The following is a 16,305-nucleotide window of genomic DNA, read 5'->3' as shown; positions in this document are numbered from 1 at the left end:
CGATGGCAAAAGCAGAGAAACAACCAATCAGCTTTGAAGAAGCGATTGAGAAGCTCGAATCAATCGTAAGCAAGCTGGAGAGTGGAGATGTTCCACTTGAGGCTGCCATTGATTTATTTCAAGAAGGCATGCAGCTCTCACAACTGTGCGGCGACAAGCTAGAGCAGGTCGAGAGAAAGATAGAAGTGCTGATTGAAACGGAAAAAGGCATTCAAAAAAAACCGTTTGCTCCTGCAAATGAAGATAGAGGGGAATAAGAGTGAACGCTTCGAGCACTACAGTAGAATATTTAACTCACTCCGCATCCGAAATTGAACAGGCGCTTTTGACCGCATTCCCTCATGATTGGCAAATACCTCATCAGCTTCGTGAAGCTATGATGTACTCCTTGGAAGCAGGCGGCAAACGGCTTCGACCTATCTTGGTTCTAACTGCTGCAGAAGCTGTACATAACGACAATCTTGCCCGCAAAGCGGCCTTTCCGATTGCTTGTGCGATTGAGATGATCCATACGTATTCGCTCATTCATGATGACTTGCCAGCGATGGATAATGATGATTATCGTCGTGGTAAATTAACGAATCACAAAGTATATGGAGAAGCAATGGCTATATTGGCTGGAGACGGTTTGCTGACTCACGCCTTCTATGCAGTTACTCAAGCGGTGAAGCAGGGTGTATCTGCTCAAGTTGCACTCGATATCGTATCTGATTTGGCTGAGCTTGCGGGGGCTACAGGAATGGTGGGCGGACAAGCGGCTGATATTTTGGGTGAACAAGGTGTTACGTCGCTCGAGCAGCTTGAATTTATTCATTTGCATAAAACGAGTGATCTCATTATGTTCTCCGTCACAGCGGGCGCTCGAGTAGGCGGGGCTTCGAATGAACAGCTAATTGCTTTACAGGAATTTGCAAGTAAGCTTGGACTGGCTTTTCAAGTACAAGATGATATTCTGGATTTGATTGGTGACGAAGCAAAGCTCGGAAAACCAACTCAAAGCGATGTTCAACAGCAAAAAGTGACCTATCCTTATCTAATCGGTATGGAAGAGAGCAAAGCACTCGTTGAGCGTCTAACGGCGGAAGCTAAGCAAGCGCTTATGAAAGCTGATTTAGCAAAACCTGAGAGATTGTTTGCGATTGCTGATTATTTAGTAAACAGGGACCACTAATCCATTCGTAGTCTAGTCTTGGGTATCTGAAGCGTCTATGTTATACTTTAGTCACAAACGTTAGACGTTTATTGGACAGCGTGTGCCGTTGACCGGGAAAGCGAGGAAATAACGTGTTGCTCGAAAAAATTAGCGGGCCCAAAGATTTGAAGACTTTATCTGTAGCCCAATTAGAACAGTTAGCCGAAGAGATCCGTAAGTTTTTGATTGAAAAGCTATCCGCAACTGGGGGTCATCTTGCTCCGAATCTAGGAGTAGTTGAGCTTACGCTTGCGCTGCATTATTTATATGATAGCCCTACGGATAAGTTTATTTTTGATGTGGGACATCAGTCATATGTTCATAAAATTTTAACAGGTCGTAAAGACCAGTTCGATACATTGCGTAAATATAAAGGATTATGCGGCTTTATTAAACGTTCCGAGAGTCCGCATGACGTTTGGGAAGCAGGACATAGCAGCACCTCTCTGTCCGCTGCGATGGGTATGGCTTTGGCTCGTGATTTGAAGGGCGAGAACAATAAGGTTGTAGCTGTCATAGGCGACGGTGCGCTAACGGGTGGGATGGCGCTCGAAGCTCTTAATCATATTGGTCATGAGAAGAAGAATCTTATGGTCATACTAAATGATAATGAAATGTCGATTGCACCTAACGTAGGGGCTTTGCATCACTATCTTGGCAAGATCAGAACCGACCGCCATTATCAGAAGGCAAAAGAAGATCTGAACCAACTGTTAAACAAAATTCCAGCTATCGGTGGCAAGCTTGCTAAGACAGCTGAGCGTTTCAAAGATAGCATTAAATATTTGCTCGTAAGCGGTATTCTGTTCGAGCAATTTGGCTTCACATATCTTGGGCCCGTGGATGGACATGACTTTAATCAATTAATTGATGTGATGGAGCAAGCAAACAGTGTAAGCGGACCGGTGCTTGTCCATGTCATTACGGTTAAAGGAAAAGGTTATTCACCCGCGGAAGCAGATTCTTTCAAATGGCATGGAATCACGCCATACAAGATTGAATCAGGTCAGGTGCTCAAGGCAGTAGGTCCTCCAATGTATACGGAGGTTTTCAGTGAGGCTTTAATGGAATTGGCTGAACAGGATAAACGGATTGTTGCGGTTACCCCAGCTATGCCAGGCGGATCGGGCTTATTGAAATTCGCTGAGCGTTATCCAAACCGTATGATTGATGTAGGTATTGCTGAACAGCATGCGGCTACCATGTGCGCGGCGCTCGCGATGGAGGGCATGAAACCGGTATATGCGGTTTACTCAACCTTTTTGCAGCGTGCATATGATCAAATTGTTCATGATATTTGCCGTCAAAATGCTAATGTTATCTTTGCGATTGATCGTGCAGGTTTTGTTGGTCCAGATGGTGAAACACATCACGGTGTGTTTGATATCCCCTACATGCGTCATATCCCAAACATGGTATTGATGATGCCTAAAGATGAGAACGAGCTTCGCCGTATGATGAAAACGGCAGTTGACTATAATGATGGACCGATAGCCATTCGGTATCCGCGAATTAATGGTCTTGGTGTTGCTATGGATAAAGAAATGATTCCAATTCCTATTGGCTCATGGGAAACCGTGCGTGAGGGTGATTCTGCCGTTATCGTAGCCATCGGTCCAATGCTGCAGATTGCTGAAGAAGCAGCGGAGCTGTTGAAACGGGAAGGACTTAACCTACGCATAATCAATGCCAGATTTATCAAGCCGCTTGATGAGGCGATGCTGCTCAAGCTTGCTAACGAACGCCAGCATATGCTGGTCTTAGAAGAAGGGGCAGAGCTTGGCGGGTTAGGAAGCGCGATCTTGGAATTCTACTCGCTTCATAACAAACAGACTGCTCCAATTCGTATTATGGGCGTACCTGACGTTTTTGTTGAGCATGGCTCGATTGAGGAACAGCGTCAAGAAATAGGACTGACTACGGAACGTGTTGTCACCGAGCTTAAAGCTTTGCTGCCGAGTGTGCGCAAGCGAGCAACTGGCCCGGCGTAAGAACGGGAGAAGGTAGATGACAATAGCAAAAGAACGCATAGATATATTACTAGTCGAACAAGGCTTCTATGATAGTCGAGTGAAGGCGAAAGCGGCTTTAATGGCTGGCCTCGTTATTGTTGATGGGGAACGTATGGAGAAGAGCGGAATGAAGGTGCTCCGGACGGCAGAAATCAAAGTAAAGGGAGCCTTGCATCCTTATGTAAGTCGTGGTGGCTTAAAGCTGGAGAAGGCTATCAAGCAGTTTGAATTGAAAATGGACCAGGTAGTTATGTTAGACATTGGTGCCTCCACAGGCGGCTTCACGGATTGCGCGCTGAAGAATGGTGCTTCTTATGTATATGCAATTGATGTGGGTTATAATCAGCTTGACTGGTCTTTGAGACAAGATGAACGTGTGAACGTAATGGAGCGCGTGAATTTCCGCTATATGAAGCCAGCTGATCTTGTTGGTCCAGCGCCATCATTTGCTTCGATTGATGTATCATTCATCTCATTAAAGCTTATACTGCCTACGCTTGGAACACTTCTGAGTGCGGGTGCTGAGGTTGTTGCCTTAATCAAGCCTCAGTTTGAAGCGGGACGCGATAAGGTTGGCAAGTCGGGTGTCATACGAGATCATGCTGTTCATAGAGAGGTTTTAAATACCGTTTTGACTTTTGCAGCTGAGCAAGGCTATGAACTACTGCATCTAACGTTCTCACCTATAACTGGCGGTGAAGGAAATATTGAGTTCCTTGCCCATTGGAAATGGCAACCGGGAATTGAGCAACCTCATCCAGATGCTGAGCGAATAGCTGAACTGGTAACAGAAGCAAGTCAAACGTTCTCTTGAGTTATTATTTGTAGGTCCTATGATGGGACATGGAGTCTTTTTTCGGTTTTGACCGAGAAAATGACTCTTTTTGTTTATTAAGGGCATCCTTTCTGCATGTTCCTCTTTTCAGAATTGAAAATATTTGATACACTAACCAAACAAGCGTTCGGTTTTCTGGAAGAGGAAATATCCCCCTTGAACGCGAAATGATTAGTAATCGTTTCGTGGTATTGAATGGAGGGATGCAATGGACAAGTATGGTGACTGGCTTGTGATGCTGATCGCCGGAAGCATACTCATTTTCTGGTTATACCGAATGTTTTATCGCTGGTTACATGAACCGCCAGGCTTGAACTCGAAACTGCTGCTAAGCCGAGCAGAAGAAGTACGTGAGAATGATGAGCATGTTATTTTTTTAGAACAAGCGGGCTATGAGGTAACTCATGGGAAGTACCGTGTGCCTATTACAATTGATTTAGATGGACAAACTTTATATAGTCGATTATTTATTGATTTAATTGCTGAGAAAGATGGTAAGCATTATATCGTAAAGACCGCACGTGACCGAATGCCAATTGATTGGACTGGCAGTGGAGTAAGAGACCGTTTATTGGTCTATGCTTTACTTATGCCTGAATGTGAAGGTATTTTGTTTATCGATCAGAGAGATAGAACAATAAGAACCATAACATTCCGTTTTGGTTAAAAGCTTGAACCAATTGAGGGGGATTTCATGAAGAGCGTCAGACAGATGAAAATTCGAGAGTTAATTAATCATTCCGTTATCGAAACGCAGGATGAGCTTGTTGAAGGTTTACGAGAAGAAGGATTTCAGGTAACCCAAGCAACTGTATCGAGAGATATTAAAGAAATGCAGCTGATAAAAGTACCAGCAGAAGATGGACGTTATAAATATTCAATGCCGCAAGAGCAGCGAGTAAACCCTATCTATAAGCTCAAACGGACATTAACCGATCACTTTGTCCATATTGATTTTACTGACAATCTCGTTGTTATGAAATGCTTGCCTGGTACTGCAAATGCGATTGGAGCTATGATTGACAATATGGAGTGGACTGAGGTTATGGGTACCATTTGCGGTGATGATACCATTCTTATTATTTGCAGAACCAAAATCCAAAGCGCGGAAGTTGTTGATCGACTGCTTGGATTGATGAATTAATTTTGGTCATGAACGAAGTCGTATGAAAGCAATGAGATAAGTTGACAGAAATAAAGGAGGAGAGCATTCATGCTTCGCGAGCTATCCATACGTAATTTGGCTGTCGTTGAATCGGTAACGGTTCGGTTTTATGATGGATTTCATGTATTAACGGGTGAGACGGGAGCCGGCAAATCGATATTAATTGATGCACTTAGTCTTGTTGTTGGAGGCAGAGGATCGTCAGATATGGTTCGGTACGGCTGTGATAAAGCGGAGATCGAGGCTATGTTTGAGCTGCCGCGGAATCATCCGGTATGGGGAATACTCCAATCGTTTGGAATAGATGCCAGGACCGATGAAGGGCTTGTTATTCGACGTGAGCTCTCGTCTCAGGGTAAAAGCGTTAGCCGAGTGAATGGACATATTGTCACGATGTCTATGCTTCGTGAAGCAGGAGAATGTCTCGTTAACATCCATGGTCAACACGAACATCAATCTTTATTTCGTACAGAGAAACATTTGGACTGGTTAGATTCCTATGCGGGTGATAAGGTATCTTCCATATTGGTCAATTATAAAGATGCCTTTCGTCAGCATGAGAAGATACGACACCAGCTTAGAGAACTAGAGGATTCATCCAGACAAAACATGCAAATGCTTGACCTTTATCGTTTCCAAATTGAAGAAATTGAATCAGCACGACTAAAGGCTGGAGAGGATGAGCTGCTCGCGGAAGAGAAGCTTAAGCTAGTCTCTTCCGTCAAACGGCGTGATGCTTCTTCTGAAGCGTACACCCTGTTATACGGTAATAAGGGGTTAGATGCAATCAGTCGGGCTATAAGTCGAATTACAGATATACGTGAGTATGATCCTGAACTTCTTGGACCGCTCTTGGAGCAGCTTCAATCCAGCTTTTATCAACTTGAGGATGCTTCATTTCAGTTGAGGGATTACCGTGATGGTGTTGATTCTGATCCCGAGCGCCTTAACTTCATTGATGACAGACTTGATTTCATACATAGCTTGAAACGTAAGTATGGTGAATCGATTCCTGATATCTTAACCTATTTAGATCGAATTCAGTCAGAAGCAGATAAAATTGAGAATCGAGATGAGCATCTGGCTCGTCTACAAGCGGAGCAAGCTCGATTGCATGATGAAGCCATTCAGCTTGGCAAGGAATTATCTGTGGTTCGTCAAGAAGCGGCTAATCGACTCGCTGCTGCGATTGAGGCAGAACTTAGACAACTCCAAATGGAACGAACCACGTTTTGTGTTGAACTTCATCAGCAGGCTGAGGGAGAGTCTTATAGGCTTTATGCGAATGGGATCGATGAAGCTGCTTTTCTTATTGCCCCTAACCCAGGGGAACCGCTTAAGCCTCTTAACAAAATTGCCTCAGGCGGCGAAATGTCTCGTATCATGCTTGCACTAAAAACAATCTTTGCTTCCATTGACCTTGTACCTGTACTCGTATTCGATGAGGTGGATACTGGGGTGAGTGGAAGAGCAGCGCAAGCAATTGCAGAGAAAATGTCTCGTTTATCGACGCAGTGCCAAGTCTTCTCAATCACACATTTGCCGCAGGTTGCTTGTATGGCGGATCACCATTATGAGATAAGAAAAACAATTGTGGCAGAGCGGACATCCACTCTTGTCACAGAGCTTGAGAACATGACACGAATTGAAGAATTGGCTCGCATGCTTGGTGGTGTGGAAGTTACGGAAAAAACTCGCCATCATGCACAAGAAATGCTTGACTTGGCTTTTAAACAAAAGGGAGCCTAATGGAAGGGATTTTGGGAATGTTTTTGGCGACATAAAACAGTGGGGGCAGGGATACCTTAAAGGTACGCAAATGGCGAACACCTTTCTCGTCAAGCGATTTAGCAACAGGGAGCGTGAAGTCATTGAATGCCAATCAGCGAAAGCGGTGGCTTGGTCTTGTTCTCGTTATTATTGTCTGTATGCTTGGCATTTCCTCCCCATTTCAACATTTTGCTGCCTTTCCAAATGAGCTTCGTTTGTTCTCAGGTCAATTAAAGCAGTTAGATTATGGCATGCCTGTACATGCGGAAGTCACCGTTGACCCTAATATGCTCCATGTGAATGGTTCGATGAATCGATCTTCATCCGTTAATCTGAACAGACCATTGTCGATACAATCTCATCATAGCGGTGAAACTACGATGAAATTGAAGCTGTTCGGTAAAATTCCATTCAAAACGGTCAAAGTTAATGTAGTCCCTGACTTGAGAGTTATCCCGGGTGGTCAAACAATCGGCGTGAAAGTAAAGTCAGCTGGTATTATGGTAGTTGGGCATCATCAGGTGATGAGCGGCAAAGGAGTAAAGGTGTCTCCTGGCGAAACAGCTAATTTGCAATTAGGGGATCTTATTATTCGAATAAATGGGAAGTATGTGAATGAGGTTCATAAGGTTGCTGAGATGGCTGAGGAAGCAGGTGGCTCCAAGCAGCCATTGCGTCTAACGGTCAAGCGTGGCACTCATCACTTCCAAACCACACTTTCCCCAGTATTCGATGTAGAAGATCAAGCTTGGCGTCTAGGTTTATACATCCGTGATTCTGCAGCAGGCGTTGGCACGCTTACCTTTTACGCTCCTGATCAAGGCGTTTACGGTGCACTAGGTCATGTGATTACGGACATGGACACGCAAACACCAATTGAAGTTGGCGAAGGCCAAATTTTACAATCTAATGTGACCTCCATCAATAAAAGCCAAAATGGTGAACCTGGTGAGAAACGTGCTCATTTTGTAAAAGAAAGCAAGGTTCTTGGTAATATTGAGCGGAATACCTCTTTCGGTATATTCGGCAAAATGCAGGAGCTTCCATCTCACAGCTATGATCAGGACGCTGTGCCAGTTGCTTTTGCTGAAGAAGTAAAAGAAGGACCTGCTCAGCTCCTTACGGTTGTGAATGGCCAAAAGGTCGAAAGATTCAATGTAGAGATCGTTCATGTCACACGTCAATCTTCTCCAGCAACGAAAGGAATGGTAATCAAAATTACAGATTCTAGATTGTTGGAACAAACAGGTGGGATTGTGCAAGGTATGTCAGGAAGTCCAATTATTCAAGATGGCAAACTCATTGGGGCGGTCACACATGTCTTTGTTAATGATCCGACTTCGGGGTATGGTTGTTTCATCGAATGGATGCTTCAGGATGCAGGCGTACTTTTAAAGCAAGCGAACGTGGATCTTAAGGCGTCTTAATCGCCTTAAGATTTTTATTTTTGGTGAGGAACTCATCTTTAGATTCATTAATGAATTCAGATGAATTTTCAATAAGCTATTTTGTCGAAAATGTTCGAAAGATGATGGTTCATGTATTAAAATATACATTATAAAGTATCACCAATAAAAAATAAAGAAAAATATTATTCGACAGAAGGAATTTAATTTCTTGTGTCGAAAATGTAAGTTAGACAGGAAGGGTTAGACGGAAGTTTTATCTCTTACACTTTAGCGACGGATTCTATCTGAGGAGGACTATACTTTGCAAAGAATTGAAGTTTTATTAGCTGACGACAACCGGGAATTTACAAATTTGTTATCGGAGTATATTTCAGAACAAAACGATATGGTCGTTACCGGTATCGCGTACAATGGTGAAGAAGTGCTTCGTCTGCTTGAAGAGACGAGAGAAGTACCAGATGTTCTAATTTTGGATATCATTATGCCTCACTTAGATGGTTTGGGGGTATTGGAACGTCTGCGAGAAATGAATTTATCGCCGATGCCGAAGATTATTATGTTAACGGCATTTGGGCAAGAGAATATTACTCAAAAAGCAGTACAGCTTGGAGCTTCATACTACATACTCAAGCCATTCGATATGGAAATTTTAGCTAACCGGATTCGTCAGCTAGTCAATAATTCAACAGTGATTTCTAACTCATCATCTTTCTCATCGATGTCAAAGTCAAATGTAGTACCTATTGCAAAAGGGAAAAACTTAGACGCAAATATCACTAGTATCATTCATGAAATTGGTGTTCCAGCTCATATTAAAGGATATCAATATTTACGTGAAGCCATCACTATGGTTTACAATAACATTGAAATCTTGGGGGCTATTACGAAGACGCTTTATCCAGCGATTGCCGAGAAATTCAAAACTACACCCTCCCGCGTTGAACGTGCCATTCGCCATGCGATAGAAGTAGCTTGGACACGTGGTAATATTGACAGCATCTCTCATCTTTTTGGTTACACGATCAACATCAGCAAATCGAAACCGACGAATAGTGAGTTTATTGCGATGGTTGCGGATAAACTGCGGATTGAGCATAAGGTATCGTGAAAGTAAGCAGCGTAAGGTTTTCGGTTATTTGGCGGTTGCTGAAACAGTGAATTTGCGGTCAAGGGAGTTTCACCTTTCCGATTAACTTTATTGCTGCAAATGAGTTAAACTTCTGCGTTTTTCACCTCGCTTTCTAAGTGAGTTTGTCGGGTGGTTGAGTATTAAAGATAATTGGTTAATAGCAAACGAGCCGAGGCGTTTTATGCCTCGGCTTTTTTTGCGGTAATTGAAATGTTCCGCAAAGTCTGTTTATGAACCTAGTGCCATTTTAACGAACTCCTTCTTGCTGCAAAACGATCCTGGATTAACCGTTAACTCTACGTATTCATCTTTAGTTTCTTTGAGTCTCAGCGAAGCATTCGCCATCAACACGTAATTTTTCGGTGAGTTATACGTATAATTTACGTGAGAATGGCGGAGAATTGATTGACTCGTTCATGAAAGGAAGTGCCGGTCAATGATGACATTAATAGTGATTGTAGCTGCGGCAGCACTAGGTTTAGCAATCTTAGCGCTAATGAAGGCTAAGGGGAAGTAGCGTCGGTCACTTCGTCTATGAGGAACCGCTCACCGTCTATGCCTACCCGTCTCCCAAGCGTATCAATACCTCAACCACACTGATGACATATAAGTCTTCGAAACGATTAAACATGCGTAGTTTTTTATACGTAAATGAGTCCGATACCGCGCGCTGGATATCTTCGGCTAGTATCGGCTTCTTTTTACGTTCAAATTGCGCTGCGCTTCGATGATCGCATCTGGGTGCTCCGTTACATCATGCGCGATGAATCCCATAGTCCGTTACCTTCGTGTTTTTTACCAATACGTCGCTCGCCACAACGTTATTATAAGGGAACGTGCTTATACATATATTTACCGACCGATCGTACCCATATCGCGAGTTGTCAAGTGACCGTAATAGCCGTCAACCGACGTTATTTCATTCCACGCGTCCGTAATTTGGCAGTAGATAGTATTAATAGGCTACAACTATTTAGAACGTCTCAAAGTGCAGCGAGAAGCGAAAAAACGCGAAGAGCTTGGAGGACAAACTTTGCCAAGATCAAGGAATGAAAAATTGAGTTAATCTGCCATGCTATCCTTCTTCGGGATGAAACAAGCCCCTTTCACACGTGAGATAACGCCGGAGTAATTATTCCTCTCCTCCAGCCATAAGGAAGCGACGGCACGATTTTCGGATCATATCTGCGGGCTGTATGGTATGAATTTCGAGCACGGAAAATTACATTTGAGAGGCCGGAAAAGATGTAACCTTATTCAATAAGATGATGACGTTGTTCCAGCTCCCAATATGAGGATGGTGCCAGTTAATTGTTGTTAGAATGTAACATCCATGTGGCAGTCAAGATAAATATCTAACTTACTGGTCGCAATTCACCGCATGAATATGTGTTGTGTGGATATGCGACCCTTTTTCTTTTATGAGTGTGACAGAGAATATTGTAAAGAATCCTTAATATTAGATAAATGATATTTGGATGGAATAAGGAAGACATTAGATACTATATATCAGATTACTATCACGGATTACTAGAGGGGGAATGAAAACAAGCTAGGTCAGATTGATAGTTTTCAGCCATCCACGGATATGCTCTCTCTCTCATTCGTCCAATCACATAATCGTAGGAATCATATAATACAAAGTGTAACTATTTTTTTTAATTGGATTATAGGGAGGGTGAGGTGTAGGTAAAAAAATACGGAGAAAGATCTGTTTGAAAATGTCGGTGAAGAAAGTATTACAAATGAACAAGTTTAATTTGTAATTTTCAGGGAGGTGTCAGATTAATTGGGAAGTAATACTAATAAATACAAGAAACTGAGTAAAACTATTGATGCAGTTGGTATAGAAAACATTAAAGAAATTGAACTCGAATATTACAACGGTGATGAATATGAGCTAAAGTTTGCTAAGGACAAAGATGAAGATGAAAGAGAGGAAATGCTTGAAGAATGGCTAGAAACAATCAAGTGGAAGTATGTAGAAGAAATTAAAGTGAAAATGTATAACGGGTCACAAATGGAAATCGAATTTGAAGGTAACGATTACTACGGCCCAACAGGAGCAACAGGAGCAACAGGAGCAACAGGAGCGCAAGGGATAACAGGAGCAACTGGGGTAACCGGAGCGCAAGGGATAACAGGAGCAACTGGGGTAACCGGAGCGCAAGGGTTAACAGGAGCAACTGGGGTAACCGGAGCGCAAGGGTTAACAGGAGCGACAGGTGTAACAGGTGCGACAGGTGTAACTGGTGCGACAGGTGCAACAGGTGCAACAGGTGCAACAGGTGCGACAGGTGCGACAGGTGCGACAGGTGTAACGGGTGCGACAGGTGCGACGGGTGCGACAGGTGTAACAGGTGCAACAGGTGTAACTGGTGCGACAGGTGTAACAGGACCAGCAGGTGGTGCAACGGGTGTAACAGGAGCGACAGGAGCAACCGGTGTGACTGGTGAAACCGGAGCAACCGGAGTAACTGGAGCGACTGGAGTAGCAGGAGCGACTGGGGTGGCTGGAGCAACGGGAGCAACCGGAGTAACTGGAGCGACTGGAGCAACTGGGGTGGCAGGAGCAACAGGAGCAACCGGAGTAACTGGAGCGACTGGGGTGGCAGGAGCAACGGGAGCAACCGGAGTAACAGGTGTGACTGGTGAAACAGGAGCAACCGGAGTAACAGGTGTGACTGGTGAAACAGGAGCAACCGGAGTAAATGGAGCGACTGGAGTAGCAGGAGCAACGGGAGCAACAGGTGTGACTGGTGAAACAGGAGCAACCGGAGTAACTGGAGCGACCGGGGTAGCAGGAGCAACGGGAGCAACAGGTGTGACTGGTGAAACCGGAGCAAACGGAGTAACTGGAGCGACTGGGGTGGCAGGAGCAACAGGAGCAACAGGTGTGACTGGTGAAACCGGAGCAACCGGGTTAGCAGGCGCAACGGGAGCAACAGGAGCAACCGGGGTTGCAGGAGCAACAGGAGCAACAGGAGCAACAGGAGTAACTGGAGCGACTGGGGTGGCAGGAGCAACGGGAGCAACCGGAGTAACTGGAGCGACTGGGGTGGCAGGAGCAACAGGAGCAACCGGAGTAACTGGGGCGACTGGTGTGACTGGTGAAACCGGAGCAACCGGGTTAGCAGGCGCAACGGGAGCAACAGGAGCAACAGGTGTGACTGGTGAAACAGGAGCAACCGGGGTAGCAGGAGCAACAGGAGCAACAGGTGTGACAGGTGAAACAGGAGCAACAGGAGCAACAGGAGCAACCGGAGTAACTGGAGCGACTGGAGTAGCAGGAGCAACGGGAGCAACAGGTGTGACTGGTGAAACCGGAGCGACTGGGGTAACTGGAGCGACTGGGGTAACTGGAGCGACTGGGGTAGCAGGAGCAACGGGAGCAACCGGAGTAACTGGAGCGACTGGGGTAGCAGGAGCAACAGGAGTAGCAGGAGCAACGGGAGCAACAGGTGTGACTGGTGAAACAGGAGCGACCGGAGTAACTGGAGCGACTGGAGCGACTGGAGTAGCAGGAGCAACGGGAGCAACAGGTGAGACTGGGATAGCAGGAGCAACGGGAGCAACAGGTGTGACTGGTGAAACAGGAGCAACCGGAGCAACTGGAGCGACTGGGGTATCGGGAGCAACAGGAGCAACAGGTGTGACTGGTGAAACCGGAGCAACCGGAGTAACTGGAGCGACTGGGGTAGCAGGAGCAACGGGAGCAACAGGTGTGACTGGTGAAACAGGAGCAACCGGAGTAACTGGAGCGACTGGGGTAGTAGGAGCAACAGGAGCAACAGGTGTGACTGGTGAAACAGGAGCAACCGGAGTAACTGGAGCGACTGGGATAGCAGGAGCAACGGGAGCAACAGGTGTGACTGGTGAAACAGGAGCAACCGGAGCAACCGGAGTAACTGGAGCAACGGGGATAGCAGGAGCAACGGGAGCAACAGGTGTGACTGGTGAAACAGGAGCAACCGGAGTAACTGGAGCGACTGGAGTAGCAGGAGCAACGGGAGCAATAGGAGCAACAGGAGCAACAGGTGTGACTGGTGAAACCGGAGCAACCGGAGTAACTGGAGCGACTGGGATAGCAGGAGCAACAGGAGCAACAGGTGTGACTGGTGAAACCGGAGCAACCGGAGTAACTGGAGCGACGGGGATAGCAGGAGTAACGGGAGCAACAGGTGTGACTGGTGAAACCGGAGCAACCGGAGCAACCGGAGTAACTGGAGCAACGGGGATAGCAGGAGCAACGGGAGCAACAGGTGTGACTGGTGAAACAGGAGCAACCGGAGTAACTGGAGCGACTGGAGTAGCAGGAGCAACGGGAGCAATAGGAGCAACAGGAGCAACAGGTGTGACTGGTGAAACCGGAGCAACCGGAGTAACTGGAGCGACTGGGATAGCAGGAGCAACAGGAGCAACAGGTGTGACTGGTGAAACCGGAGCAACCGGAGTAACTGGAGCGACGGGGATAGCAGGAGTAACGGGAGCAACAGGTGTGACTGGTGAAACCGGAGCAACCGGAGTAACAGGTGTGACTGGTGAAACCGGAGCAACCGGAGTAACTGGAGCGACTGGGGTAGCAGGAGCAACGGGAGCAACAGGTGTGACTGGTGAAACAGGAGCAACGGGAGTAACTGGAGCGACGGGGATAGCAGGAGCAACGGGAGCAACAGGTGTGACTGGTGAAACAGGAGCAACCGGAGCAACCGGGGTAGCAGGAGCAACTGGGGTAGCAGGAGCAACGGGAGCAACCGGAGTAACTGGAGCGACTGGGGTAGCAGGAGCAACGGGAGCAACAGGAGCAACAGGTGTGACTGGTGAAACAGGAGCAACCGGAGTAACTGGAGCGACTGGGGTAGCAGGAGCAACAGGAGCAACAGGTGTGACTGGTGAAACAGGAGCAACCGGAGTAACTGGAGCGACTGGAGTAGCAGGAGCAACGGGAGCAACAGGTGTGACTGGTGAAACAGGAGCGACCGGAGTAACTGGAGCGACTGGAGTAGCAGGAGCAACGGGAGCAACAGGTGAGACTGGTGAAACCGGAGCGACTGGGGTAACTGGAGCGACTGGGGTAGCAGGAGCAACGGGAGCAACAGGTGTGACTGGTGAAACCGGAGCAACCGGAGTAACTGGTGTGACTGGTGAAACCGGAGCAACCGGGGTAGCAGGCGCAACGGGAGCAACCGGAGTAACTGGAGCGACTGGAGTAGCAGGAGCAACGGGAGCAACAGGTGTGACTGGTGAAACCGGAGCGACTGGAGCGACCGGGGTAGCAGGAGCAACGGGAGCAACAGGTGTGACTGGTGAAACAGGATCAACCGGAGCAACCGGGGTAGCAGGAGCAACAGGAGCAACAGGTGTGACTGGTGAAACCGGAGCAACCGGAGTAACTGGAGCGACTGGGGTAGCAGGAGCAACGGGAGCAACAGGTGTGACTGGTGAAACAGGAGCAACCGGAGTAACTGGAGCGACGGGGATAGCAGGAGCAACGGGAGCAACAGGTGTGACTGGTGAAACCGGAGCAACCGGAGTAACTGGAGCAACCGGAGCAACCGGAGTAACTGGAGCAACCGGAGTAACTGGAGCGACTGGAGTAGCAGGAGCAACGGGAGCAACAGGTGTGACTGGTGAAACCGGAGCAACCGGAGTAACTGGAGCGACTGGGGTAGCAGGAGTAACGGGAGCAACAGGTGTGACTGGTGAAACCGGAGCAACCGGAGTAACTGGAGCGGCTGGGGTAGCAGGAGCAACGGGAGCAACAGGTGTGACTGGTGAAACCGGAGCAACCGGAGTAACTGGAGCGACTGGGGTAGCAGGAGTAACGGGAGCAACAGGTGTGACTGGTGAAACCGGAGCAACCGGAGTAACTGGAGCGGCTGGGGTAGCAGGAGCAACGGGAGCAACAGGTGTGACTGGTGAAACCGGAGCAACTGGAGCGACTGGGGTAGCAGGAGCAACAGGAGCAACAGGTGTGACTGGTGAAACCGGAGCAACCGGAGTAACTGGAGCGACTGGGGTAGCAGGAGCAACGGGAGCAACAGGTGTGACTGGTGAAACCGGAGCAACCGGAGCAACCGGAGTAACAGGTGTGACTGGTGAAACCGGAGCAACGGGAGCAACCGGAGTAACTGGAGCGACTGGGGTAGCAGGAGCAACCGGAGTAACAGGTGTGACTGGTGAAACAGGAGCAACAGGAGCAACAGGAGCAACAGGAGCAACAGGAACAACAGGAGCAACGGGAGCAACAGGAGCAACAGGAGCAACAGGTGATGGTGCAATTATACCACTGGCATCTGGAGGACCCGTTACTATGACCACAGTTGCATTAGGATTAGTCGGAACAGCAAGTCTAATTGGATTTGGAAGCTCTGCCACAGGGATCTCTATTGTTGGTGGTACCATCGATTTGACGGGTACTATTGCGGGACCTATTATCAACTTTGCATTTTCCGTTCCTCGTGCTGGAACAATAACATCTATTGCTGCTTTTTACAGTAATACCATATCGTTAACTCTTGTTAGTACTACTGTAACGATTACCGGGCGATTGTTCCAATCTACAACGCCAGATAACACTTTCACCGCAATCCCAGGAGCAATCGTGACACTTCCAGCTTTAACAGGAACTGTAAATCTAGGGGATTTTGGAAGTGCTATTACAACCGGTTTGAGTATTGGCGTAACCCCTCAGACACGTCTATTAATGGTATTCTCATCCACAGCTACGGGGCTTAACGTTATTACATCTGCCACTGGTTATGTTAGTGCGGGCTTTACAATTGTGTAATGA

At 47.0% G+C, this 16,305-nt stretch carries 10 protein-coding genes; all 10 read left to right on the top strand.

The window, feature by feature from the left end:
* Nucleotides 1-2 precede the first annotated feature (2 nt).
* The 10 genes from xseB to EKN16_RS33470 all read left to right on the top strand — a co-directional run bounded on the left by xseB (nt 3) and on the right by EKN16_RS33470 (nt 16,302).
* Complete coding sequence (gene xseB / locus EKN16_RS11970; RefSeq protein ID WP_125657066.1) at nt 3-257, top strand: exodeoxyribonuclease VII small subunit; 255 nt, start codon at nt 3-5, stop codon at nt 255-257.
* A 2-nt stretch (nt 258-259) separates the two neighbouring features.
* Nucleotides 260-1,171, top strand: coding sequence for a polyprenyl synthetase family protein (locus EKN16_RS11965; protein ID WP_375782060.1), 912 nt, complete (start codon nt 260-262; stop codon nt 1,169-1,171).
* Between the two features lie 113 nt (nt 1,172-1,284).
* Nucleotides 1,285-3,183, top strand: a complete 1,899-nt coding sequence (dxs, locus tag EKN16_RS11960; protein ID WP_125657063.1) for a 1-deoxy-D-xylulose-5-phosphate synthase — start codon at nt 1,285-1,287, stop codon at nt 3,181-3,183.
* A 16-nt stretch (nt 3,184-3,199) separates the two neighbouring features.
* A complete protein-coding gene (locus EKN16_RS11955; protein ID WP_125657060.1) occupies nt 3,200-4,018 on the top strand; it encodes a TlyA family RNA methyltransferase in 819 nt (272 codons plus the stop codon).
* 229 nt (nt 4,019-4,247) lie between these two features.
* Nucleotides 4,248-4,706 carry a hypothetical protein gene (locus EKN16_RS11950; RefSeq protein WP_125657057.1) on the top strand — a complete coding sequence of 153 codons (459 nt, stop codon included), beginning with the start codon at nt 4,248-4,250 and terminating at the stop codon, nt 4,704-4,706.
* A 27-nt stretch (nt 4,707-4,733) separates the two neighbouring features.
* Nucleotides 4,734-5,183 carry a transcriptional regulator AhrC/ArgR gene (ahrC, locus tag EKN16_RS11945; RefSeq protein ID WP_125657054.1) on the top strand — a complete coding sequence of 150 codons (450 nt, stop codon included), beginning with the start codon at nt 4,734-4,736 and terminating at the stop codon, nt 5,181-5,183.
* Nucleotides 5,184-5,252: 69 nt separating this feature from the next.
* A complete protein-coding gene (gene recN / locus EKN16_RS11940; RefSeq protein WP_125657051.1) occupies nt 5,253-6,953 on the top strand; it encodes a DNA repair protein RecN in 1,701 nt (566 codons plus the stop codon).
* Between the two features lie 122 nt (nt 6,954-7,075).
* A complete protein-coding gene (spoIVB, locus tag EKN16_RS11935; protein WP_179955603.1) occupies nt 7,076-8,401 on the top strand; it encodes a SpoIVB peptidase in 1,326 nt (441 codons plus the stop codon).
* Between the two features lie 283 nt (nt 8,402-8,684).
* Nucleotides 8,685-9,491, top strand: a complete 807-nt coding sequence (spo0A, locus tag EKN16_RS11930) for a sporulation transcription factor Spo0A (protein WP_125657045.1) — start codon at nt 8,685-8,687, stop codon at nt 9,489-9,491.
* Between the two features lie 1,810 nt (nt 9,492-11,301).
* Entirely contained in the window at nt 11,302-16,302 is a 5,001-nt protein-coding gene (locus EKN16_RS33470; protein WP_197719129.1) for a beta strand repeat-containing protein, read from the top strand.
* The last annotated feature ends 3 nt before the right edge of the window (nt 16,303-16,305 follow it).

Origin of the sequence: Paenibacillus baekrokdamisoli (assembly GCF_003945345.1) — a bacterium.
Taxonomy (GTDB): domain Bacteria; phylum Bacillota; class Bacilli; order Paenibacillales; family Paenibacillaceae; genus Paenibacillus_Z; species Paenibacillus_Z baekrokdamisoli.
Note: the sequence above shows the minus strand (reverse complement) of the source record. Positions and strands in the feature narration are given on the sequence as shown.

Bases quoted from the DNA above. Each gene is read 5' to 3' on its own strand.
- xseB (WP_125657066.1), top strand. From the start codon at position 3: ATGGCAAAAGCAGAGAAACAACCAATCAGCTTTGAAGAAGCGATTGAG.
- EKN16_RS11955 (WP_125657060.1), top strand. From the start codon at position 3,200: ATGACAATAGCAAAAGAACGCATAGATATATTACTAGTCGAACAAGGC.
- EKN16_RS11950 (WP_125657057.1), top strand. From the start codon at position 4,248: ATGGACAAGTATGGTGACTGGCTTGTGATGCTGATCGCCGGAAGCATA.
- ahrC (WP_125657054.1), top strand. From the start codon at position 4,734: ATGAAGAGCGTCAGACAGATGAAAATTCGAGAGTTAATTAATCATTCC.
- recN (WP_125657051.1), top strand. From the start codon at position 5,253: ATGCTTCGCGAGCTATCCATACGTAATTTGGCTGTCGTTGAATCGGTA.